The organism is Pseudobutyrivibrio sp. LB2011 (assembly GCF_000701765.1).
Taxonomy (GTDB): domain Bacteria; phylum Bacillota; class Clostridia; order Lachnospirales; family Lachnospiraceae; genus Pseudobutyrivibrio; species Pseudobutyrivibrio ruminis.
The window spans coordinates 183,872-206,040 of sequence record NZ_JNJS01000003.1 but is presented as its reverse complement, the minus strand read 5'-3'; the positions used below and the strand labels follow the sequence as shown (position 1 = coordinate 206,040).

The following is a 22,169-nucleotide window of genomic DNA, read 5'->3' as shown; positions in this document are numbered from 1 at the left end:
TATTGGAAATTTGGAGTTTATAAATGAATAAAACAAATAGATGGATTTATGCAATCGCAGGAGTAATTGTGCTTCTGTTTGCAGGACTAATCTACGCATGGAGTGTACTTTCAAGTCCAATCGCTGCAGAGTTTACATCTTGGAGTAAGGGAGCTCTTTCCCTTACCTTCACACTTGCAATGAGCTTCTTTTGTATAGGAGGTCTTGTTGCAGGACTTGTGGCAGACAAGGTAAAGACAAGATACATCTTCATTGCATCTGCAGTGCTTTTCTTAATCGGATTTGAGTTAGTCAGCATGATTTCTTCTATTGGAATGCTTTATTTAGGTTTTGGAGTGTTGGCTGGCCTTGGTGCAGGTTTTTCTTATAACGCTGTAATGGGAAGTGTTACAAAATGGTTCCCAGACAAAAAGGGACTTATCTCTGGAATCCTTCTTATGGGATTTGGAATAGGTGCTTTCATTATAGGAAAAGTCTACGCAGCTCTTTTAAGTTCTTACGGATGGAGAGTTGAGTTCAAGGCTCTTGGAATTATCGTATTTGCGGTAATTTTTATAGGCGCATTTATCGTTAGAAAACCTACTGCTGAAGAGCAGAAAGTATATGCAGTAGAGGATAAAGAAACTAAGAAGAACACTTCAGAGGATTTTACCACAATAGAAATGGTGTCGAAGGTAAGCTTCTGGCTTTACTTCGTATATGCGATATTGCTTAGTGCAGCAGCATTAGCTTTAATCGCGCAGGCAAGTGGAATTGTTACAGAGACAGCCCCTGCACTTGCAGCAGGCTCTATCGCAACAATCGTAGGACTTATTTCTGTTTTCAACGGAATTGGAAGAGTAATCTTTGGCGGTTTGTATGACAAGCTGGGACAGAAGAAAACAATGCTTTTAAACTGCGGACTTTTCTTGGTTTCAGTTCTTATCAACATCGTAGCAATCAACTCGGTAAGTTTGCCACTTGTTGTAATTGGATTTATATTCTTCGGTCTTTCATACGGAGGTGTAACACCTACAAACTCTGCATACATAATGGATTTTTACGGTGTTAAGAATTATCCAGTTAACTTTTCGATTATCAATTTGAATCTGCTATTGGCATCATTCGGAGGGACTCTTGCGGGTATGATTTACGACATGCAAGGCACATATCTTAGCATTTTCATGATTATGATTGGGGCAATAGTTCTTGCAACAATCTGTACTTTATTAATTAAAAGACCTGCGAAAGGAAAATAAAAATGGATGATAAAATTCGCTTTTTCAGATGGAATGTAATCATCAATGTATGTATGGCGCTTTCTATCAATACTACAGCAACCATACTAGCAGGCGGAGATTCTTTGGCCGGATGGGTAAGAGGATGCTGCTGTGCTTTTACAATCAACACAGTTGCAGCAGTTATTCTTCCGATGGGGATGATTGGAAGCTGGTTTGCAGAAAAAGTTTGCAACCAGAAACCTGGTACCTTCCTTGAAATGTTGGCAAGGAATTTCATCGTAAATGCAATATACGTGACCATAGTAAGCTTCTGTATGGCCATTATTAATGTTGGAGTTGGGGATTCGCTTATAGCAGTTTGGTTTTCAACCTATCCTATTCTTCATATTGTAGGCCTTATTACAAGTCTTGTTATAGAGAAGCCAGTAACTAAATTAGCGTATGGCAAATAACTAGATAAAAATGTTCAGCGGAACAATTTTATAAAAGGAACTAATAACTATTTAGGAGGTTTATGGTATGAAAATTTTAGGACTTTCATGCGGAACAAGAAACGGCAACAACGATACAATGTGCCGTGTTGCTCTTGAAGCAGCAAAAGAAATGGGGGCAGAAATCGAGTTTATCCACGTATTTGATTGGGACATCAAGTACTGTACAGGCTGTGTTGCTTGCTCTAGAAGTTTAGTAATGGGTAAGGGCATGGTTTGCTCTCAGAAGGACGATTTTGCAAAGCTTTTCGATAAGATGGCTGAGGCAGATGGCGTTCTCGTAGTTGACCCAATTTATGAGTCAGGTGGATCTGGATTATTCCACGTATTATGTGACCGTATGGGCCCTGGACATGACATCGGAATGATGTACATGCTTGATGGAAAGCTCAAGGAGCAGGGTAAGGAAGGTCTTGATCCTAAGTACTTAAAGAAGAAGGCAATTTCTTTCGTAGGTATCGGTGGATCTGACTGGGCATGCCGTGTTGAGACAGATCACGCTATGCTTGCTATGAGCCCAGCTTGGACTGTAGTAAACAATGAGTTCTTCTCATGGTCAAAGGATGTAATTATGCAGGATGAGAAGGTTGAGCGTATGAGACAAATCGGACGCAACCTTGTTGAAGCTGCAAAGGATGTTGACAATGCTAAGTGGATGGGCGAGCCAGGTGCATGTCCTCACTGCAATGGTAACAACTTCTACATCTTCCCAGGCACAACTCACTGTGTATGCGAGCTTTGCGGTCTTGAGGGAACACTTGAGGTTGTAGACGGTGCATTTAAGTTCAAGTTTGCTCCAGAAGATGAGCACAAGGCTCATGACACAATCTCAGGAAAGAAGCTTCACGGCGATGATATCTTTGAGAACGAGGGACGTCTTATGAACCTCTTCAAGGATCCTGAGTTTAAGGCTCGTAAAGAGCACTTCACATCAGTATGTGAGCCAACTCCTTCACCATCGAAGGCAGTCTAATTGAATTATTGGGAGGGTAACGAAATGGGAAAACCAAGTTTAAAGTTCTTTATTGTATTTAACTTAGTAATGAATATTCCATTGGCAACAGCTATGTCAATTGGTGGAATGATTTTTTCAGGAAATGCTGCAAATTTAGCTACTCCAGCACTTCCAATTAATATACTGCTAGGATTTATATTAGCGTGCATCGTAAATGCGCTATTCCCTATTCCACTTATTGCAATGAAGTTCCCAGGATTATTTAAAGTAGATCCTGAGAGCGTTCCAGGAAGATTCTTAGGAAATGTTCCAGTTGTACTTATCTTTGTTGCAATCATCGGACTTGCAATGAACTTTGTAAATGTGCAGCTTTTTGCAGGAGCTCCAGCGCCAGCATTCTTGTTTGCATTTATCGGAACTTTCATTCCAATGTATGTACTTTGCTACATCATTGCTATGATTTTTATTCCAATCGCTCAGGGAGCAGCTGCTAAGGCAGATGGAAAAGCAATTGCATAAATAAACTTGTTAGCCATCATGAGGGCCATCTTTCTTGATTTTATCAGGAAAGGTGGCCCTTATTTTACAATACATGGAATGTATAAAATTTATTCACAAATGAGTGATAGAATGTATTATCGGAGAAGAAAAGGGCCAAGTAATGGGGAAGAGTGAGTTTTTAAAGGACAATCGAGACGAATTGACAGGACTTCTGGATAAACACGCTTTTATTGAGTGGGGGCAGGAGCTTATCAACACAAGAGACAAACAAGTAGAGTATGGGTTTGTCTTCTTTGACATGGAAAATTTTAAGCTCTACAACGCAAACTACGGTTACGAAAAAGGTGATGAGCTTTTAATTAGTATAGGTAATATTTTAAAAGATATTTTCAAAAATCAGCTTGTAGCCAGATTCTCTGGGGACCATTTTGTAGTTTGTACAAATAGTATACAGATAGTGCCTTCAATAGTTGAAACAAGAAAACGTGTAAAGGCACTACAAAGAAAAATAAATATTGAGCTAAAAGCTGGTGTTTACATATTAGAAGATGACAACATAGATGTTTCAAGATGCGTGGACCGAGCAAGAATGGCCTGCGTCAGTATAAAGAAAAAGTATGATGTCGACTACAGATTTTATGATGATGAGCTGGGCGGAACGGTACATAGAAAGCAAAAGATAATTGATTCCCTGGATGAGGCATTGGAAAAGGGATATATTAAAGTCTACTATCAGCCAATTGTTAGAAGCCTAACGGGAAATATTTGTGGTTGGGAAGCTTTGGTTCGTTGGATTACTCCGAAGGGAGTTTATTATCCTGATGAATTTATACCTGTTTTGGAAGAATACAGAATGATTCATAGGATTGATTGTTATGTGATCGAGCAGGTTGTAAAAACTTTTTCAGAAATGAAAAAAGCAGGTATAAAAGCAGCTGTTCCGGTTTCAGTCAATCTTTCAAGAATAGATTTTGAAACCCTGGATATTTTGACTTATGTGGATAGTTTGATTGAAAAATATGACACAGAAAAAGAAATAATCAGACTTGAAGTGACTGAAAGTGTCATGATAGATAATCCTAGATTCATTCAGGAACAAATATCCAGATTAAGAACAAATGGCTATATTGTATGGATGGATGACTTTGGAAGTGGATATTCATCCTTGAACTTGCTGAAGGATTTTCAGTTTGATTTGGCAAAAATCGATATGGAATTCCTCCAGAATTTTGATACATCTGATAATGGTAAGATTGTATTAAAGCATGCCGTTTCTATGCTTAAAAATGTGGGTATTCATACATTGACAGAGGGCGTAGAAACAAAAGAGCAATATGATTTCTTGAAGCGTTTAGGCTGCGAGTTGTTGCAGGGATACTATATCGGAAGGCCTTTGCCACTTGAAGAGAGCATGGAGGAAATGGAGAGGTCTGGCCATAATTACGAGAATCTTGATTACAGAAAATTCCTGGACATGGTTGGAAAGACGGACTTTCTTCGCCAGAATCCATTGGAAGGTACTTCAAACAATGTTACAGAAAATGACCTCCCTCTTGCCATGGGATTAGTGCGCAATAATAGATGGCGTTTTGCATATGCAAATGAGGGATACGAAAAAGCTATAAAGATTCATGGCGATGAGGATATGCAGGTAGCTCAGGACATGATAAATAACGATAATGGACGGACTTGGGTACAAAGAGATGATTTTTGGAAAATGTGTTTACGAGCAAAGGAATCTGGTGAGGCAGAGAGCATAGAGTTCGTGGAAAATGGCCAGATTGTTAATATGAGAGCCCGTCACATTGCATATGATATTGATACTGATACAGATGCATATTTAGTTTCAATCAGAGCATTGGCAAGTTATCTGAATGAAAGTTACGAACAAAAAACAAAGATGGTAAGCAGTTATATTTTTTCATTCTATGAGTGCATTGATGTATTTGGATTAGATGGGATTTATTATGAGAATGTTTATCTTTCTAGTGGAAGCGTGCATGTGCGTAACAGGAATTTAAATGCAAATGAAATGATAAAGGAGTTGGGAGAAAAAAGAGTATTAGAAGAGGATAGAGAATACTTCTATAAGCTTATGGACTTGAAGACTGCAAAAGAAAGACTTCTATATGAACCGGGTGGTGTCAAAATCGGAGTGTTTAGAATCCTGGATTCAAGTGGTGATTATGTGTGGAAATCTGTCACCACAAGAATTGTTGATATATATGGTAGGGAGGCACTTTTGAGCTGTGTATCAGAGGCTACTACTGCAATGTCTCATTATATGAGTGACTTTATCAATCATAAAAAGATAGATGAAATAGCAGTAAGTCCTGAAATGGTGAAGGATTATACATATGCAAATATCCTGGACCAGGTGCCGGTAGGTGTCTTCTGGAAGGATAAAGACCGTAGATTCTTAGGAGCAAATAAGATGTTCCTGGATTACTATGGCCTAAAATCAGTGGATAGCATCAAGGGCAAAAACGATGAAGATATGGGATGGCATATTAATCCAGAACCATTTAAGCAGGATGAACTTTCTGTAATAAATGAAGGAAAGGCTATTAGAAATGTCCATGGTGAGTGCATCGTTAGAGGAGAGCTTAGAAATATTGCTGCCAGCAAACAACCATTAGTAATCAATGGTGAAACAGCAGGATTACTGGGCTTCTTTATGGACATTACTGATAATGAAAAAGAAAAGGCTAATTTGGAAATTCTCTCTACCACAGATGAATTGACAGGTGTGCTTAACAGAAGAGCATTCGAAGTAATTATTGATAAATATATAGAGCAATACAATACGGATAAAACTGATTTTGCTTTGATGATTTTCGATGTGGACAAGTTTAAACACGTAAATGATCATTATGGTCATGGATTTGGCGATTTAGTTCTTAAGGCTGTAAGCAAATGCGTAAAGGAAGTAACCTATAACAACAGTCTCGCTTTTAGAATAGGCGGAGACGAGTTTGCAATTTTGCACCAGTTCCAGTGTAAGGAAGAGATTGAAAGCATCACGCAAGAATTTAATAGTAAGATTTCTAGGATTAAACGAATAGACAATGAGCCTATAAAGATAAAGGTCTCAGTTGGAGTGTCTGCCTATACAGAGTCTATGGATAAGGATCGCATGTACGAATTATCAGACAAACGTATGTATGAGGACAAGTTGTCGGAGAAATAAACATATTTAGGAAGGCATTATCACAGTGTCTTCCTTTTTCTGTTAGTAAAATAGTTACAAAATATACCACCTTGAAATGGTAATAGTGACAGAATTTGATTACATGTGCTCATTTGTGAGCGTTTATGATTGCAATGCCCGAAATATGGTGTTATATTTTCCTTAGAACAATCAAATTCAATCGAATTTGTTCAAGGGGTGGAAAATGCTAACAGAAGAACGAAGGGCAAAAATAATTGAAATAGTCAATGAAAAAAAGGCGGTTTCAGTAAATGAGTTGGTAGATTTGCTTGATACATCGGCAGCTACCATACGAAGAGACATCAATGCACTCAATCGTTCTAAGCAACTGGTGAAGGTATTTGGAGGTGCTACTGCAATCTCTACTTTGGATGTAAACACCAAAGAGGACGCAGTAAAAGCAAAGGCTAGCAAAAATGTAGCTGAAAAAGATTGCATCAGCAAATATGCAGCAGGGCTTATACAGGACAATGATTTTGTGTACATCGATGCAGGAACTACAACACTGACCATGATTGATTACATAGATAATCGCAAGGCAAAGTACATTACAAACGGTGTAGTTCATGCAAAGAAGCTTATGGACAAAGGCCTAGAAACCATCATGATTGGTGGTAGGCTGAAAGCACCAACAGAAGCGGTGGTTGGTCCAGATTGTGTCGAGTTTATTCGTAAATATCATTTCACAAAAGCCTTCATGGGAACCAATGGCATTTCAATTCATGCAGGGTTTACCACACCAGATGTGGACGAGGCCATGATTAAGGCAGAAGCAATCAGACATGCTTATATGTCATACGTTTTGGCGGACCACACCAAATTTGACCAGATTAATTCGGTCACATTTGCGCAGATTGGTGATTGCTGCATCATCACAGATAAGCTACAGGCTAGAGATTATATTAATCACACAGTAGTAAAAGTATGTGCAGAATAAACTAGGAGGAAACGCAATGATTTATACTGTTACATTCAATCCAGCATTGGATTATGTTGTGCGCATGGATGGAGATTTACTTCCAGGCATGACAAACCGTTCTTCAAGTGAGGAATATTATTTCGGAGGTAAGGGAATCAACGTATCAATGGTTCTCTCAGAGCTTGGATTAAAGAGTACAGCATTAGGATTTATCGCAGGTTTCACAGGTCATGCAATTGACGCAGGTGTTAAGGCTGCAGGAATCGACACAGATTTCATCGAATTAAAAGAAGGCATTTCACGAATCAATGTAAAGCTTAAGGCAACAGAGGAAACAGAGATTAACGCTCAGGGACCAAAGATTGACGAAGCTGCACAGATGGAACTTTTCAATAAGCTTTCAAAGCTGGTAGAGGGCGACGTACTTATCCTCGCTGGATCAATTCCAAATTCTTTACCAGATGATGTATATGAAAGAATTCTTTCTGCTTTAGATGGCAAGGGAATTGAGTTTGTAGTTGATGCTACTAAGGATCTTCTTACAAACGTATTAAAGTATCATCCATTCTTAATCAAGCCAAACAACTTTGAGCTTGGCGAAATCGTAGGCAAAGAGCTTAAGACAGACGACGAGATTTACGAGGGAGCATTAAAGCTTCAGGAAATGGGCGCTAGAAACGTTCTTATCTCAATGGCTGGCGACGGCGCAATGCTTGTTGATGAAAATGGAAACAGATATCGCATCGGCGTACCTAAGGGAAAGGTTCGCAACTCAGTAGGAGCTGGTGATTCAATGGTTGCTGGTTTCGTTGCAGGTTACATGAAGACAAAGGACTACGATGTAGCGTTAAAGATGGGAACAGCTGCAGGTTCTGCAACAGCATTCTCTGATGGTCTTGCACAGGCTGCAGATATCGATGCACTTTATAAAACATTGTAATTAGCTGCTTACTCGGAGAAGGCAGTTAATATATATTATTTTTTAAACACATGTAGGAGGGAATATGAAAATTTCAGAGTTTATCGATCCTAAAGGGATCAAGCTTCAAGAGGCGCTTGCTTCTCAGGACGAAGCAATCGACAAGCTTATTGCTCTTCATAACGAAGTAGGCAACTTAAGCGATGTAGCAGGATTTAAAGAGGCAATCCTTGCACGTGAGGCAAAGGGCACAACAGCTATTGGAAATGGTATTGCAGTACCACACGGAAAGTCAGCAGCAGTTAAGAAGGCTGGTCTTGTTGCAATCACATGCCCAGCAGGTGTTGATTACAAGGCTCTTGATGGTAAGCCAAGTAATTTATTATTCATGATCGCAGCTCCAGAGGGTGGCGCTGATACACACCTTGAGGTTCTTTCTAAGCTTATGCAGATGCTTATGGACCCTGCATTCTGCAAGACTCTTGTTGAGTCAAAGTCAGTTGACGAGTTCCTTGCACACATCGATGCAAAGGAAGCTGAGAAGGACGCAGCAAACGCAAACAAGACAGATCTTTCAAAGGCTGCTTCAGGCACAAAGAAGATTGTTGCAGTTACAGCATGCCCAACAGGTATTGCACATACATTTATGGCAGCTGAGTCTCTTGAGCAGAAGGCTAAAGAGCTTGGTATTGCATTTAGAGTAGAAAAAGATGGTTCTGGCGGAGCTAAGGATCCTCTTACAGCTAAGGAAATCGAAGAAGCAGATGCAGTTATCATCGCTGCAGATAAGAACGTAGATATGAGCGTATTCGATGGTAAGAAGGTTGTACTTGCATCTACAAAGGATGCTATCCACACACCAGAGAAGCTTTTCGACAAGGCTGAGACAGCTTCTGTATATCATCACTCAGGTGCAGTTTCAAAGAAGTCTGACGATAGCAACGAGTCTATCGGACGTCAGCTTTACAAGCACCTTATGAATGGTGTATCACACATGCTTCCATTCGTTATCGGTGGTGGTATCCTTATCGCTATCGCATTCTTACTTGATGATTACTCAATTGATCCAAGCAACTTTGGTATGAACACTCCAGTAGCAGCTTGGTTCAAGACAGTTGGTGGTGCAGCATTTGGATTCATGCTTCCAATTCTTGCTGGTTTCATCGCTCAGTCAATCGCAGACAGACCAGGTCTTGCAGTTGGTTTCGTTGGTGGTGCTCTTGCAGCTTCTGGTGCTACATTTGCAGCTCCAGGTGGAGACATTCCATCAGCATTCCTTGGCGCTTTAGTAGCAGGTTTTGCAGCTGGTTACTTCATGAAGTGGCTCGAGAAGCTTTGCGACAAGCTTCCACATTCTCTTGAGGGTATCAAGCCAGTTCTTATTTATCCACTTGTTGGTATTACAGTAATTGGTCTTATCATGTGTGCAGTAAACCCAATCGTTGGTGCACTTAATGCTTGGATTTCTGGTGTACTTAACAGCATGGGAACAACATCACTTGTACCACTTGGAATTATCCTTGGTGCTATGATGGCAACAGATATGGGTGGCCCACTTAACAAGGCAGCATATGTATTTGGTACAGCAGCTCTTGCAGAGGCAACCCAGCAGAATCCTACAGGCTGGATGATTATGGCAGCCGTTATGGTTGGTGGTATGGTTCCTCCTATCGCAATCGCTCTTGCAACACTTATCTTCCCTAAGAAGTTTACAGTAGCTGAGAGAAAGGCTGGTCCTGTTAACTTTATCATGGGCTTCTGCTTCATTACTGAGGGTGCTATCCCTTATGCAGCTGCAGATCCACTTCACGTAATCCCATCTCTTATGGTAGGTTCTGGTGTAGCTGGTGCTCTTTCAATGGCATTCAAGTGTACTCTTATGGCTCCTCACGGTGGAATCTTCGTATTCCCAGTAGTAGGACATGCAGTACTTTACCTTGTAGCACTTGCAGTTGGTTCAATCGTAAGCTGTGTACTTCTTGGCTTATTGAAAAAAACTGTAGAAGAATAGTTCAGAATCTGTTAATATATTGAACGATAAAAAACCATTCTGGGGGACTAGGCTCCCCCGGAATGGATTTTATGTTTTTGTACTTTATAGACTTCCCGTTTATTCTATAAAGTATAGACACATAAAATAGATAATTGTATTTTGCGAAACGAAAGGAGTTTTATTTATGGTTTCACAGAAGGTAAAGGTAACTAACGAACAGGGTATGCACATGCGCCCAGCTACAGTATTCAGCGCAGCAGTTACACCATTCGATTCAGATGTTAAGATTGTATTCAACGGTAACTCATACGACGGAAAGAGCGTTATGATGCTTATGGCTGCATGCATTAAGTGTGGTGCTGAAATCGAGATCCAGTGTGATGGTTCTGATGAGGAAGCTGCACTTGCAAAGGCAGTAGAGTTAGTAGAGAGCGGTCTCGGAGACTAATACAGGAGGATACTTATGTACAAAGGCATTGAAGCGTCTAGAGGTATTGGTATCGGAAGCATTTGTCTTATTGTTGAGCACGATTTAAGCTTTGAATCTAAGCACATCGATGATACTGAGGCAGAGAAGGCTAGATTCAATAACGCAATCGAAGCATTCAAGACAGAGACATCAGCTATGGCTGAAAACATCAGAAAGAACATCGGTCCTAAGGAAGCAGAAATCATGGAAGGTCACCTTGCAATGATCGCTGATCCTACAATGGCTGGCGAGATGACAAAGATGATCGAAGCTGGTCAGTGCGCAGAAGCTGCAGTTACAGCTGTTTGCGATATGTTCATTGGCATGTTCTCAAAGATGGAAGATGATATGATGCGTCAGCGTGCATCAGATATTTCTGATATCAAAATCAGCTTACTCAAGCTTTTACTTGGCATTGAGGATGTTGATATTAGCAAGGTAGCACCAGGTACAGTACTTGTTGCTCATGATCTTACACCTTCTATGTGTTCTCAGATTGTTAAGGAGAACGTTGTAGGTATCATTACAGAAGTTGGTGGTAAGACATCTCACTCTGCAATTCTTGCTAGAGCACTTGAGATCCCAGCTGTACTTTCAGTTCCTAACATTACAGAAATCGTTAAGGACAAGGATACAGCAATCGTAGATGGTACTGAGGGTGATGTTTACATCAACCCAGACGGAGAAGTTATTTCTCAGTACGTAATTAAGCGTGAAGAGTTCGTTAAGGCTCAGGCAGAGCTTAAGAAGTTCATTGGACAGAAGACAGTTACAGCTGATGGAACAGAGCTTGAATTATTCTGTAACATCGGTACTCCAAAGGATGCTAGAAAAGCTGTTGAATGCGACGGCGAAGGCATCGGTCTTTTCCGTTCAGAGTTCTTATTTATGGATAGACCACACCTTCCTACAGAGGAAGAGCAGTTCGAGGCTTACAAAGAAGCTGTAGAAATCATGGGTGGCCGCACAGTTATCATCCGTACACTTGATATCGGTGGTGACAAGGATATTCCATATCTCGGACTTGAAAAAGAGGAAAATCCATTCCTCGGATATAGAGCAGTTAGATATTGCTTAGCAAATTCCGATATGTACAAGATTCAGCTTAGAGGTATCCTCAGAGCTAGTGCATTCGGAAATGTTAAAATCATGATTCCACTTGTTACTTGTGTAGACGAGGTTCGCGCCGTTAAGGCTCTCGTTGAGGAGTGCAAGAATGAGCTTAGAGCAGAAGGTGTTAAGTTCGATGAGAACATCGAGGTTGGTTGCATGGTAGAGACAGCAGCTGCTTCACTTATCGCTGACATCCTTGCAAAGGAAGCTGATTTCTTCTCAATTGGAACAAACGATTTAACACAGTACACAATGAGTGTTGATAGAGGAAATGCAGAAGTTGCATATCTTTACTCAGCATTCCAGCCAGCTGTACTTCGTTCTATCAAGAACATTATCCAGGCTGGTAACGCTGCTGGCATCACTGTTGGTATGTGTGGCGAGGCCGCTGCAGATCCACTTATGATTCCACTCCTTATCTCATTCGGATTAAAGGAATACAGTGTTAACCCTGTACTTGTGCTTACAGCACGTTCAATTATTTCTAAGTGGTCAAAGGCTGAGGCTGACGCTCTTGCAGAGAAGGTTCTTGCCCTCACTACAGAAAAGGAAATCGTTGAATTGCTCAAAGCATCCGCTAAATAAATATAGATATTCATAGTCTATGTAGCTATCTTGTAAGGTTTAATGCTTACAAGATAGCTTTTTTAGTGTATTTAAACTATAATGATTTAGAAATACGGTTTTAAGGAGATTGACATGATCGATTTTACAGAAAACATTGACATACATGATTGCCCTATCTGCGGAGGAGCAGGTTTGATTGAGGCAGAAGATCACGGATATTATGTGGCATGCCTTGACTGCGGAAGCTACACAGGTACTGTTGGCTTCAAGACAGAAGAAGGCAGACAGGAAGCTGCCGAGAAAGCAGCAATGCTTTGGAATACTGGCAAAGTAATTAACAGTGCACCAGGAGAGTAAACTGGGAGAAAGAAGGAAATGATGAAGCAGACACAGGATAAAGCTCGTAATCTTACCATGATGATGGATGAGTACGAACTTACTATGGCAAATGCGTACTTTAACGACCCTACTATTGATAACAATACAAGGGTTAGCTTTGATGTGTTTTATAGAATGAATCCAGATGGAGGCGGTTTTGCAATTTTTGCAGGACTTCAGCAGGTTAAGGATTATCTTCTTAACATGCACTTCACCGATGAGGATATTGAGTACCTTAGAAGTGTGGGACACTTCACTGAGAACTTCCTTGAGTATCTTAAGGATTTCAAGTTTACAGGTGATGTGGATGCGTTCCCTGAGGGAACTATCATGTACCCTAATGAGCCAATCATCACAGTTACTGCACCTATCATTGAGGCGCAGCTTGTGGAGACAGAGATTTTGGCTCAGGTTAACCACCAGTCTTTGATTGCTACAAAGGCTAGCCGTATTGTACGTGCGGCAGCAGGTCGAGCAGTTTCAGATTTTGGTGCAAGACGTGCTCATAACAATGACGCTGCAATCTACGGTGCTAGAGCAGCATACATCGGCGGTGCCAGCGGTACAGCAACAGTATCTGCAGGCCAGTACTTCGATATTCCAATCGGCGGAACTATGGCCCACAGCTATGTAATGTACTTTACATCAGATGACAACGATTACCGTACTTCTGAGCTTGCAGCTTTCAGAAGTTTTGCAAAGAGCTATCCTAACAACTGTATCCTTTTAGTAGATACATATAATGTTTTGAAATCCGGTGTGCCAAACGCTATCAAGGTGTTCCAGGAGATGAAGGATGCTGGAATTGAATCAAAGAGCTTTGGTATCAGAATCGATTCTGGTGACTTGGCATATCTTACAAAGAAGGCTAGAAAGATGCTTGATGATGCCGGCTTTACAGATGCCAAAATCATCGTCAGTAATTCTTTGGATGAATACACCATCACATCTATCCTTCAGCAGGGTGGACAGGTAAATTCATTTGGTGTAGGTGAGCGACTTATCACTGCAAAGTCTGAGCCTGTATTTGGCGCAGTTTACAAGCTTTGTGCCGTTACAGATTCAAAGACTGGTCAGGTGATTCCAAAGATAAAGATTTCTGAAACAGTTGAGAAGATTACAAATCCTGGTTTGAAGGATGTATATAGAATCAAGGACGAGCACGGCAGAGCAGTTGCAGATTTGCTTGCTATCAAGGGCGAGGAAGTTGATATGTCTGTGGAAGGCGGCTACAAGTTCGTTGACCCAGAGCAGCCATGGAAGAGTACACATATCTTTGAAAACTGCACAGCAGAGTTGTTGCAGCAGCCTCTTATCCGCGGTGGAAAGCAGGTAGTTGAGGATGAGGATATGCAGACAATCCGCAACCGTGTTAAGACTCAGTTGGAGACAAGTGTATGGCCTGAGGAGCAGCGTTTCGAGAATCCTCACAAGCACTACCTTGATATGACTCCAAATTACTACAACATGAAGATGGATCTTCTTCGCAAAGAGGACAAATAGTTCATGACAAATGAAGAATTATTAAGATTTAATACAAAGCTTGCCACAGTTAATCTGAGCCTTCAGCAAAATGCTGAGGGGCTCACTTTGACTGACGGTGAGCTTTCTATAATGGTTGATTTTAGGGAAATGCTTCCAAGATTAAAGCAGAGCAACCTTCAGCGAGAGATGCTGGTGAAGGCAGCCAGGATAAAGGGGCAGACAATGCCACAGACTCTTATCGATGCTACTGCTGGATTTGGCGAGGATTCCCTTATTTTAGCGGCTGCAGGTTTTCAGGTGCAGCTTTATGAATTTGATGAAGTTATCGCTGTCCTTTTGAAGGATGGAATGGAACGAGCAATGGAAATTCCAGAGCTGAAAGAAGCGGTAGGGCGCATGAAGCTGGTTTGCGGAGATAGCACGGAAGGCATGAAAAAACTGGATTTTAAGCCAGATATCGTGCTGCTTGATCCTATGTTTCCTGCTAGACAAAAGAGCGCTTTGATAAAGAAAAAATTCCAGCTGATTCAGCGATTAGAAAGCCCATGCTCCACAGAAGAACAGCTGCTTGATGCAGCAGTGGCTGCGGATCCAAAACGAATCGTTATTAAGCGTCCTTTAAAGGGACCATACTTGGCAGACAGAAAGCCAAGCTATAGTTTGGAGGGCAAAGCGATTCGCTATGATTGCTTTGTTTTTGCGAGAAATTAAATAGTTTTTTCACAGAATTCTCTTATTTATATACTAAGATACTCGTATAGTACCTTAGTGACATTGTGGATTTGAGAGGATTCAGAATGAAAAATAGGAAACGTTCATCTATAAAAAGAAAGATTACTAGGCATGTAATTGCAGCGTTGGTAATTACTATTTCATTTATGACGGTTATCAACCTGATATATTTGTCTAGAAGAATAATAGAACAGCAGGAGACTAAGCTTGAATTAGCCACTCAGATGAGTGCTCAGGAAGTTGAAGACTGGGTAAGAGACATGGCCATAGTGACTGAGGATATGGCCAGTACCCTTACTGCTATCGCTGATCTAAATGAAGCAACAGTTAGAGCGGTTGTTGATAGAGTAGCGTTGAATCATCCAGAGTTTTTCTATGTTTACTTCGCTGACTACCATGGAAATATGACCATGGCCAGGGGAATCGATTTTAAATCCACGGGAATTGATCCAAGAGCAAGAGGCTGGTATCAAAAGGCAGCAAAGTATGGTCACACAGTTGTAATCGACCCATATGCAAGTGCAACCAGACCTGATGTAATGATGGTGACAGTGGCAACTCCAGTTTATTGGGGCACCACAATGGTCGGCGTAGTGGCAGTGGATGCAGATATAGAAAGCATTCAGGAGTTCATGAATACAATCGATTTCGAGGCTGGTTCATATGGATTCCTACTTGATAGCCAGGACAATATCATCGTTCATCCAAATTCTCAGTACAACCCAACATCAGAAGCTATAGTTTCTGCAGTGGAAGTAATGCCAGAGCTTGAGGAAGTGCTTGACTCCAAGGATGAATTTATAACAGCTCCAGATTACACTGGAACAGAGATGGTATATTCGGTAACAAAGCTTCACGATAGTGGATGGACTGTAGCTGTGGCATATCCAAGAAAGGGATTTTTGTCACACGTCGATAGAGGCATAAGAATCAGTTTGTTCGTGGCGTTAGTATGTGCGTTCCTTGCAGTTGGAGATATTACATACACAGTTAGAAAAGTGCTAAAGCCTTTGGATAAGATTAATCCAGCAATGGACAGAATTATGGAAGGCGATTTTTCTACACCTATTGATTTTGCAACAGCCGATGACGAGATTGGTGATTTGCAGAACAAGCTGGCTATGACTTTGGCCGAGCTTTCAGATATTATCCATATTCAGCAGCATGTTCTGTCCGAGATGGAGCAGGGAAATTTGGCCGTGGCAGATATGGATGAATTCCCAGGCGAGATGAATGATATCAGTATGTCGGTTAATTCTATCAAAGCTAGGTTTAACGATATGATTTCCGATATTCAGTTTTCTGCTATCAATTTGCAGAGCTTTGCAATGGGAATAAATGAGACAGACGATATAGAGGAAATAAAAGCAATATTTGAAGAATTGTCAGCAGAAGCAAATGCGTTGATGGAAAAGACATCTAGGTTCACGACGATGCCAACAACATATGAAGTTTCGGATGAGGATGATAACTGGGGATAGTTTTCACCGGATATTCGCTTTTAATTCATAAATTTTGCTAAACTTATACACAAATCTATTGTACAATATTTCCTATAGTCGGGGAGAGATATGAATCCTAAAAGGAGGTTCCCAACGATGGATAATGAATTCAAAGAGTACATCACATTTGTGGTTAACACTAAAGATGGCGATGAAGTAGAGATGGCTGTAATAGACCAGTTCGAGTTTGAGAACAAAGGCTATGTTGCAGCAGCTTTGGTGGATGGAGATACAGTCAGTGACGAGGGCTGCTTCATCTACAGAGTAAAGGTTGGAGAGGAAGATTTCAAAGTAGAAAAGATCACCAACCAGATTGACTATAAGAGAATCGCAGAAGCTTATATGGAAATGATGTAAACGATAATGTAGGGGTAGCAATGCTACCCCCGTTTTATTTTTATTGCATTTCCATTATAATGGAGGTATCTAGGAGGATTCTGAATGGAATTTGCAAACTTGGACTTTGATCGAAAGAATCGGACAGGATTCCCAGAAGTGATTTTTTGCCAGGGCAAAATGGACGATTTTCTGGTAGATATCTATCAAAAGATGTATGAAAGAGATGGCTGCGTGTTTGGCACCAGAGCAACGGAGCATCAATACGAAATCGTAAAGGCGGTATTGCCAACAGCCACTTATGATAAAGTGAGCAGGATTCTCAAGGCAAAAAAGCCTGATTTTAAAGAGCAGGAGCTTATCGGAAATGTGGCAGTGCTTACAGCTGGCACAGCAGATATTCCTGTAGCTGAGGAAGCAGCACAAACAATCGAGTATTTTGGAAGTAAGGCAACTAGGGTTTTCGATGTGGGAGTAAGCGGAATTCATAGATTGCTTGAAAACGTAGATACTTTAAATGAAGCCAACTGCGTGGTGGCAGTGGCAGGCATGGAAGGCGCACTGGCGTCAGTGGTAGGCGGATTGGTTAAGGTTCCGGTTATTGCTGTGCCAACAAGCGTAGGCTATGGGGCCAACATGGGTGGTATATCCGCACTTCTTACCATGATCAATTCCTGTGCTAACGGGATTTCGGTGGTAAACATCGACAATGGTTACGGAGCAGGTTATATCGCGACCCAGATTAACAGACTGGCAGTGCATTGAGGGGCATTCTAGAAAAGGGTTAATAAGGGTATAAATGAAAAGTAATAAGGGTAAAAAGTTAAGAATCACAGGGATTATTGTCCTTGTATTAATCATTGCAATTGTGGCTAAGTTTTTTAGCTATGTGAACAACTATTATCAGGCTACAGACCGTGCTATGGAGTACATCAACAACCCAGCAGAGGGAGTAACTGTGGAGTATGTTGATAATACAATCGTATTTGAGCCGGAAAATCCAGTGGCCGGATTTATTTTCTATCCAGGTGGATTGGTGGAATCTGAGGCATATGCGCCTTTGATGGAGCAGCTAGCAGAGCAGGATATCATGTGCATCATCGTAGAAATGCCACATTACTTGGCTATGTTTGATGCAAATGGAGCTAGAGGCATCCAGGCCAAATATCCAGAAATCGACGAATGGTACTTGGGTGGTCACAGCTTAGGCGGTGCCATGGCATCACTCTATGCCGACAGACATCAGAGTGAGTACGAAGGATTGATTCTACTTGCCGCATATTCTACCAAGGATTTGACTGATGAACCAACAATCGACGTTTTATCAATCCGTGGTTCAGAAGACGGCGTTTTAAATATGGAGAAGTATAATGAATACTTAGCAAATCTGCCTGCAGATTATGAAGAGGTGATTATCCAGGGCGGCTGCCATGGATATTTTGGGGACTATGGCATGCAGTCTGGGGACGGTGAGCCTACAATCACCGTGGAAGAGCAGACAGAGGCTACAGTAGAGGCGATTGGGGAGTTTGTAGAAAAATAGGAGACTAATTGATGCGACAGTCTAAGGCTAAACAAATCACTAATTACATTGCATTATTTAGGAAAATTGTAGAGGGAATCTACACAAGTTTATCCGCAAAAAATGTGGATATTGAAGGGGCATGTTCATATCTGGAAATGTGCCAACAGCGCGCCATTGATTTCGGTACCTTTATTGAGGGTGAAGAAGGGGAAGGTCATCCAACAGTAAAATTGCTGGAAGAATTTTGCGAAGTTCTATATGAAATTCACGAGGAGATTCAGTCTGAAAGGGGCTTGTCGGCAGACTCTGCCAAAGCCCGCCTCGATACCATGGTTAATAGAATTGAAGAGAGTGCAAATAGGGATATCACCATCACTACGGTGAAAGTGTTTTTGCCATATAAGGCAAGCATGTGGGATTCCCTTGAAAGCGTTTGGATGAAGGCAAACGAGGATCCAAACTGTACTGCTATCGTAATTCCGATACCATATTTCGACAAGAACCCAGATGGTTCGGTAAAACAAATGCACTACGAAGGAAATGATTATCCTGATAATGTGCCGGTAGTGTCATTTGAAAACTTTGATTTTATGGGTGTTCATCCGGATGAGGTGTATATTCATAATCCATATGATGATTGGAATTATGTAACATCGGTACATCCATATTTTTACACGGATAACATCAAAAAGTTTACGGACAAGCTCATTTACATACCATATTTCGTATTGGCGGAGCCAGATGTGGACAACCCGGATGTGCTTGAGAGCTTGAAGGGATACGTGCTGTCGAAGGGCGTGGTGAATGCAGATGAGGTTATCGTTCAGTCGGAACAGATGAGAGAGGCCTACATCAGAGTGCTTTCAGCGCAGTTCGGTGAGGATACCAGACCTAGCTGGGAAGCCAAAATAAAAGGTACAGGCTCACCAAAGGTCGAGAGACTTCTTCGCTTGTCCAAAGAAGAACAGGAAATTCCAGAGGAATGGAAGAAGATTATCACCAAGCCAGATGGCAGTAGAAAGAAAATCATTTTTTATAATACAAGCGTAGTTGCAATGCTCAATCAGAAGGAAAAGATGATTGAAAAGATAAAGGATGCTCTTGCAGTGTTCAAGGAGTGCAAGGATGACGTGGCACTTTTATGGCGCCCACATCCACTTACCATGGCAACCATCGAAAGTATGGTTCCTGAGATTCGTGACCAGTATAAAAAGATAATTGAGGATTATCGCACCGAAGGCTGGGGAATCTACGACGACACTCCAAATATGGATAGGGCAATTATTATCAGCGACGCTTATTACGGGGACCCAAGTAGTCTTGTGCAGTTGTATGAGAAATTAGAAAAACCAATCATGATCCAAAATGTGGATGTGCTTGAAAAGGAGAGCGTATGAGCTTTGAATTAAATGCATCAATGATGTGTGCCAACTATGGACATTTGTCCAGAGAAGTAAACGATTTGGAAAACGCAGGTATCGATTCATTCCATATCGATATTATGGATGGTCGTTATGTGCCAAACTTTGCCATGTCTTTGAATGATATGACATATATTTCCAGGGTTACTTTCAAGCCATTGGATGTTCATCTGATGGTGGAGCACCCTAGCAACACAATCGAATTGTTTATCAAGAATCTGAGAAAGGGCGACACCATTTACATCCATCCTGAGGCAGAGTACCATCCATCTACAACACTGCAGAAGATTATCGATGCGGGAATGATTCCTGGAATTGCTATTAACCCAGGTACAAGTATTGAAACGGTAATGGAGATGCTTCGCATTGTTGATAAGGTTTTAGTAATGTCTGTAAATCCAGGAAATGCTGGTCAGATGTATCTGCCTTACGTTGGTCAGAAGATTGAGCGTCTTCTGGAGTTGAAAGAGGAAATGGATTTCAAGCTTTACTGGGATGGCGCCTGCGCAAAGGACAAGATTATGAAGTACGCTCCAATGGGGCTTGATGGATTCGTTCTTGGAACTACACTTTTGTTTGGACAGGGACGCCCATACGATGAGATTATCAAAGATATTAGAAACATGAACTTGTAGGTAAGCGTATGAATATAGCAATTTTACTTTCAGGGGGAACCGGCAGCAGGCTTGGTTCGCAGAAGCCAAAGCAGTATCTGGATGTGGAAGGCAAGCCTATCATCATGTATTGCATGGAGACCCTTGAGAAAAGCGAATTAATCGATAAGATTCAAATCGTAGCTCATGATGAATGGGCAGATTTGATTAAATATTGGGCTGCGCAGTACGGTGTTGAGGATAAGATTTGTGGTTTCTCAAAGCCGGGGGAGAATAGGCAGTTGTCTATTTATAATGGGCTGAAGGATATCAGATATTTTGCCAGCGACGATGACAATGTGTTTATCCACGATGCAGCCAGACCAAATCTTAGGTTATCAACAATTCAGGATTCATTTGAAGCTATAAGTGGATATGACGGAGTTATTCCGGTCCTTCCAATGAAAGATACAGTTTATTTGAGCAAGGACGGATTGGAAATCGATTCTCTTTTGAATCGACAGGAAATATTTGCAGGCCAGGCACCAGAGACTTTCGTGTATGGAAAATATTTGGAGGCCAATGAAAGGCTTGTAAATTCTGGTGAGATTATGAAAATCAACGGCTCCACAGAACCTGCAGTGATGGCTGGCATGAAAATGCACATGATTGTTGGCGATGAGGGCAATTTCAAAATCACTACAAGCGATGATTTAGAACGATTTACTGAACAGATAAAGGCGATGAAATGAAGGCATTAGTTTTAGAAGATGTTGGAAAAATCAAGATAGATGAAATAGCAAAACCTTCCCCTAAGCAGGGGGAGGTTTTAGTGCATGTAAAGGCCTGCGGAATCTGCGGCTCGGACATACCAAGAGCCTACAAGGACGGCGCCCACAACATGCCACTTGTGATAGGCCACGAGTTTGCAGGCGAGGTCTGCGAAGTAGGAGAAGGCGTGGATAGTAGCTGGGCTGGTAAGGCTGTGGGAATCTTTCCACTTATTCCATGCAAGAAGTGCCCCTGCTGTGTGGAAAAGAAATATGAAATGTGCAAAAACTATTCTTATTTGGGCTCCCGTGTGGATGGCGGCTTCGCCGAATATGTGGCAGTGCCAGAATGGAATCTTATGGAGCTGGGCAGCGGCGTTGCCATGGAGCAGGCTGCAATGATGGAGCCAATGGCTGTGGCAGTGCATGCCATTAGGCAGGGGTTGAGAGCCTGCGGTAAGGACTTGCAAGATTTGGGCCAGCTACGCAAAGCTAAGGTGGCTGTAATAGGTCTTGGTACTATCGGCTTGCTAGTGACCATGTTTTTGAAGGACATGGGATTTGAAAATGTGTATACCATCGGAAAAAAAGAGATACAAAGGCAGAAAGCCTTTGAGTTTGGCGTGGACGAAGCTCACTATGTAAAAGAGATTTCAGATGTGGACCTTTTTTTCGAATGCGTGGGCTCCACAGAAAGCCTCATCACCGGAATCAACGCAGCCGCTCCTGGCGGCGTGGTCTGCACAGTGGGCAATCCATCCAGTGACATGAACATCGACCGCCATGCATACTGGCAAATCCTCCGCAACCAGCTAACCCTGGTGGGCACCTGGAACTCATCCTTCACCCACGACACCACCGACGACTGGCACTACGTGCTTGGTAGATTGCAGCAGGGCGCAGTGAAGCCAGAGAAGCTGATTACTCATAAGTTCGGGCTGGAGGGGATTCTGGAAGGCTTTGAGATTATGAGGGATAAGAAGGAAGAGTATGTGAAGGTGATGGGGGAGATAGGAAAGTAGAAGAAGGACTAATATATTAGCTATATTTGCTAATTTTGAATCTATAG

At 41.6% G+C, this 22,169-nt stretch carries 21 protein-coding genes; all 21 read left to right on the top strand.

What is annotated here, in order from left to right:
- Positions 1-23: 23 nt before the first annotated feature.
- On the top strand, positions 24-1,238 hold the full coding sequence (locus T375_RS06750) for an MFS transporter (RefSeq protein WP_044936476.1): 1,215 nt from the start codon (positions 24-26) through the stop codon (positions 1,236-1,238).
- A gap of 2 nt (positions 1,239-1,240) precedes the next feature.
- Positions 1,241-1,672, top strand: coding sequence for a hypothetical protein (locus T375_RS06745; protein ID WP_049960332.1), 432 nt, complete (start codon positions 1,241-1,243; stop codon positions 1,670-1,672).
- Between the two features lie 67 nt (positions 1,673-1,739).
- Positions 1,740-2,684 (top strand): flavodoxin family protein, encoded by a 945-nt coding sequence (locus T375_RS06740; protein WP_044936475.1) that lies wholly within the window; start codon positions 1,740-1,742, stop codon positions 2,682-2,684.
- A 24-nt stretch (positions 2,685-2,708) separates the two neighbouring features.
- Complete coding sequence (locus tag T375_RS06735) at positions 2,709-3,185, top strand: hypothetical protein (RefSeq protein WP_044936473.1); 477 nt, start codon at positions 2,709-2,711, stop codon at positions 3,183-3,185.
- Between the two features lie 142 nt (positions 3,186-3,327).
- On the top strand, positions 3,328-6,357 hold the full coding sequence (locus T375_RS13210) for an EAL domain-containing protein (protein WP_049960331.1): 3,030 nt from the start codon (positions 3,328-3,330) through the stop codon (positions 6,355-6,357).
- A gap of 205 nt (positions 6,358-6,562) precedes the next feature.
- Entirely contained in the window at positions 6,563-7,315 is a 753-nt protein-coding gene (locus T375_RS06725) for a DeoR/GlpR family DNA-binding transcription regulator (protein WP_044936472.1), read from the top strand.
- 16 nt (positions 7,316-7,331) lie between these two features.
- Entirely contained in the window at positions 7,332-8,237 is a 906-nt protein-coding gene (gene pfkB, locus T375_RS06720; RefSeq protein WP_033152758.1) for a 1-phosphofructokinase, read from the top strand.
- Between the two features lie 64 nt (positions 8,238-8,301).
- Positions 8,302-10,227 carry a PTS fructose transporter subunit IIABC gene (locus tag T375_RS06715; RefSeq protein WP_044936469.1) on the top strand — a complete coding sequence of 642 codons (1,926 nt, stop codon included), beginning with the start codon at positions 8,302-8,304 and terminating at the stop codon, positions 10,225-10,227.
- Between the two features lie 166 nt (positions 10,228-10,393).
- Entirely contained in the window at positions 10,394-10,657 is a 264-nt protein-coding gene (locus T375_RS06710; protein ID WP_044936468.1) for an HPr family phosphocarrier protein, read from the top strand.
- A gap of 15 nt (positions 10,658-10,672) precedes the next feature.
- Positions 10,673-12,376, top strand: a complete 1,704-nt coding sequence (ptsP, locus tag T375_RS06705; protein WP_044936467.1) for a phosphoenolpyruvate--protein phosphotransferase — start codon at positions 10,673-10,675, stop codon at positions 12,374-12,376.
- 114 nt (positions 12,377-12,490) lie between these two features.
- Complete coding sequence (locus T375_RS06700) at positions 12,491-12,715, top strand: Lar family restriction alleviation protein (RefSeq protein WP_044936465.1); 225 nt, start codon at positions 12,491-12,493, stop codon at positions 12,713-12,715.
- Between the two features lie 21 nt (positions 12,716-12,736).
- On the top strand, positions 12,737-14,239 hold the full coding sequence (locus T375_RS06695) for a nicotinate phosphoribosyltransferase (RefSeq protein WP_044936804.1): 1,503 nt from the start codon (positions 12,737-12,739) through the stop codon (positions 14,237-14,239).
- A gap of 3 nt (positions 14,240-14,242) precedes the next feature.
- The gene (locus T375_RS06690; RefSeq protein WP_044936464.1) at positions 14,243-14,932 is read left to right on the top strand and encodes a class I SAM-dependent methyltransferase; all 690 of its coding nucleotides are present in this window, start codon (positions 14,243-14,245) and stop codon (positions 14,930-14,932) included.
- Positions 14,933-15,018: 86 nt separating this feature from the next.
- The gene (locus T375_RS06685; protein ID WP_044936463.1) at positions 15,019-16,434 is read left to right on the top strand and encodes a methyl-accepting chemotaxis protein; all 1,416 of its coding nucleotides are present in this window, start codon (positions 15,019-15,021) and stop codon (positions 16,432-16,434) included.
- 117 nt (positions 16,435-16,551) lie between these two features.
- Entirely contained in the window at positions 16,552-16,812 is a 261-nt protein-coding gene (locus T375_RS06680) for a DUF1292 domain-containing protein (RefSeq protein ID WP_044936461.1), read from the top strand.
- An 84-nt stretch (positions 16,813-16,896) separates the two neighbouring features.
- Positions 16,897-17,556: a nickel pincer cofactor biosynthesis protein LarB gene (gene larB, locus T375_RS06675; RefSeq protein ID WP_044936460.1), complete on the top strand. Its 660-nt coding sequence runs from the start codon at positions 16,897-16,899 to the stop codon at positions 17,554-17,556.
- 34 nt (positions 17,557-17,590) lie between these two features.
- On the top strand, positions 17,591-18,334 hold the full coding sequence (locus T375_RS06670) for an alpha/beta hydrolase (RefSeq protein ID WP_044936459.1): 744 nt from the start codon (positions 17,591-17,593) through the stop codon (positions 18,332-18,334).
- A gap of 11 nt (positions 18,335-18,345) precedes the next feature.
- Positions 18,346-19,713 carry a hypothetical protein gene (locus T375_RS06665; protein WP_044936458.1) on the top strand — a complete coding sequence of 456 codons (1,368 nt, stop codon included), beginning with the start codon at positions 18,346-18,348 and terminating at the stop codon, positions 19,711-19,713.
- Positions 19,710-20,372 carry a ribulose-phosphate 3-epimerase gene (locus tag T375_RS06660; RefSeq protein WP_044936457.1) on the top strand — a complete coding sequence of 221 codons (663 nt, stop codon included), beginning with the start codon at positions 19,710-19,712 and terminating at the stop codon, positions 20,370-20,372. Before T375_RS06665 ends, T375_RS06660 begins: the two co-directional genes overlap by 4 nt.
- An 8-nt stretch (positions 20,373-20,380) precedes the next feature.
- Positions 20,381-21,082: an IspD/TarI family cytidylyltransferase gene (locus T375_RS06655; protein WP_044936456.1), complete on the top strand. Its 702-nt coding sequence runs from the start codon at positions 20,381-20,383 to the stop codon at positions 21,080-21,082.
- Positions 21,079-22,122 carry a galactitol-1-phosphate 5-dehydrogenase gene (locus T375_RS06650; RefSeq protein ID WP_044936455.1) on the top strand — a complete coding sequence of 348 codons (1,044 nt, stop codon included), beginning with the start codon at positions 21,079-21,081 and terminating at the stop codon, positions 22,120-22,122. The genes T375_RS06655 and T375_RS06650 overlap by 4 nt, the downstream gene beginning before the upstream one ends.
- Positions 22,123-22,169: the final 47 nt, after the last annotated feature.

Bases quoted from the DNA above. Each gene is read 5' to 3' on its own strand.
- T375_RS06690 (WP_044936464.1), top strand. From the start codon at position 14,243: ATGACAAATGAAGAATTATTAAGATTTAATACAAAGCTTGCCACAGTT.
- T375_RS06745 (WP_049960332.1), top strand. From the start codon at position 1,241: ATGGATGATAAAATTCGCTTTTTCAGATGGAATGTAATCATCAATGTA.
- T375_RS06670 (WP_044936459.1), top strand. From the start codon at position 17,591: ATGAAAAGTAATAAGGGTAAAAAGTTAAGAATCACAGGGATTATTGTC.
- pfkB (WP_033152758.1), top strand. From the start codon at position 7,332: ATGATTTATACTGTTACATTCAATCCAGCATTGGATTATGTTGTGCGC.
- T375_RS06665 (WP_044936458.1), top strand. From the start codon at position 18,346: ATGCGACAGTCTAAGGCTAAACAAATCACTAATTACATTGCATTATTT.
- T375_RS06700 (WP_044936465.1), top strand. From the start codon at position 12,491: ATGATCGATTTTACAGAAAACATTGACATACATGATTGCCCTATCTGC.
- larB (WP_044936460.1), top strand. From the start codon at position 16,897: ATGGAATTTGCAAACTTGGACTTTGATCGAAAGAATCGGACAGGATTC.
- T375_RS06650 (WP_044936455.1), top strand. From the start codon at position 21,079: ATGAAGGCATTAGTTTTAGAAGATGTTGGAAAAATCAAGATAGATGAA.
- T375_RS06685 (WP_044936463.1), top strand. From the start codon at position 15,019: ATGAAAAATAGGAAACGTTCATCTATAAAAAGAAAGATTACTAGGCAT.
- T375_RS06660 (WP_044936457.1), top strand. From the start codon at position 19,710: ATGAGCTTTGAATTAAATGCATCAATGATGTGTGCCAACTATGGACAT.
- T375_RS06750 (WP_044936476.1), top strand. From the start codon at position 24: ATGAATAAAACAAATAGATGGATTTATGCAATCGCAGGAGTAATTGTG.
- T375_RS06725 (WP_044936472.1), top strand. From the start codon at position 6,563: ATGCTAACAGAAGAACGAAGGGCAAAAATAATTGAAATAGTCAATGAA.
- T375_RS06740 (WP_044936475.1), top strand. From the start codon at position 1,740: ATGAAAATTTTAGGACTTTCATGCGGAACAAGAAACGGCAACAACGAT.
- T375_RS06655 (WP_044936456.1), top strand. From the start codon at position 20,381: ATGAATATAGCAATTTTACTTTCAGGGGGAACCGGCAGCAGGCTTGGT.
- T375_RS06735 (WP_044936473.1), top strand. From the start codon at position 2,709: ATGGGAAAACCAAGTTTAAAGTTCTTTATTGTATTTAACTTAGTAATG.
- ptsP (WP_044936467.1), top strand. From the start codon at position 10,673: ATGTACAAAGGCATTGAAGCGTCTAGAGGTATTGGTATCGGAAGCATT.
- T375_RS06695 (WP_044936804.1), top strand. From the start codon at position 12,737: ATGAAGCAGACACAGGATAAAGCTCGTAATCTTACCATGATGATGGAT.
- T375_RS06680 (WP_044936461.1), top strand. From the start codon at position 16,552: ATGGATAATGAATTCAAAGAGTACATCACATTTGTGGTTAACACTAAA.
- T375_RS06710 (WP_044936468.1), top strand. From the start codon at position 10,394: ATGGTTTCACAGAAGGTAAAGGTAACTAACGAACAGGGTATGCACATG.
- T375_RS13210 (WP_049960331.1), top strand. From the start codon at position 3,328: ATGGGGAAGAGTGAGTTTTTAAAGGACAATCGAGACGAATTGACAGGA.
- T375_RS06715 (WP_044936469.1), top strand. From the start codon at position 8,302: ATGAAAATTTCAGAGTTTATCGATCCTAAAGGGATCAAGCTTCAAGAG.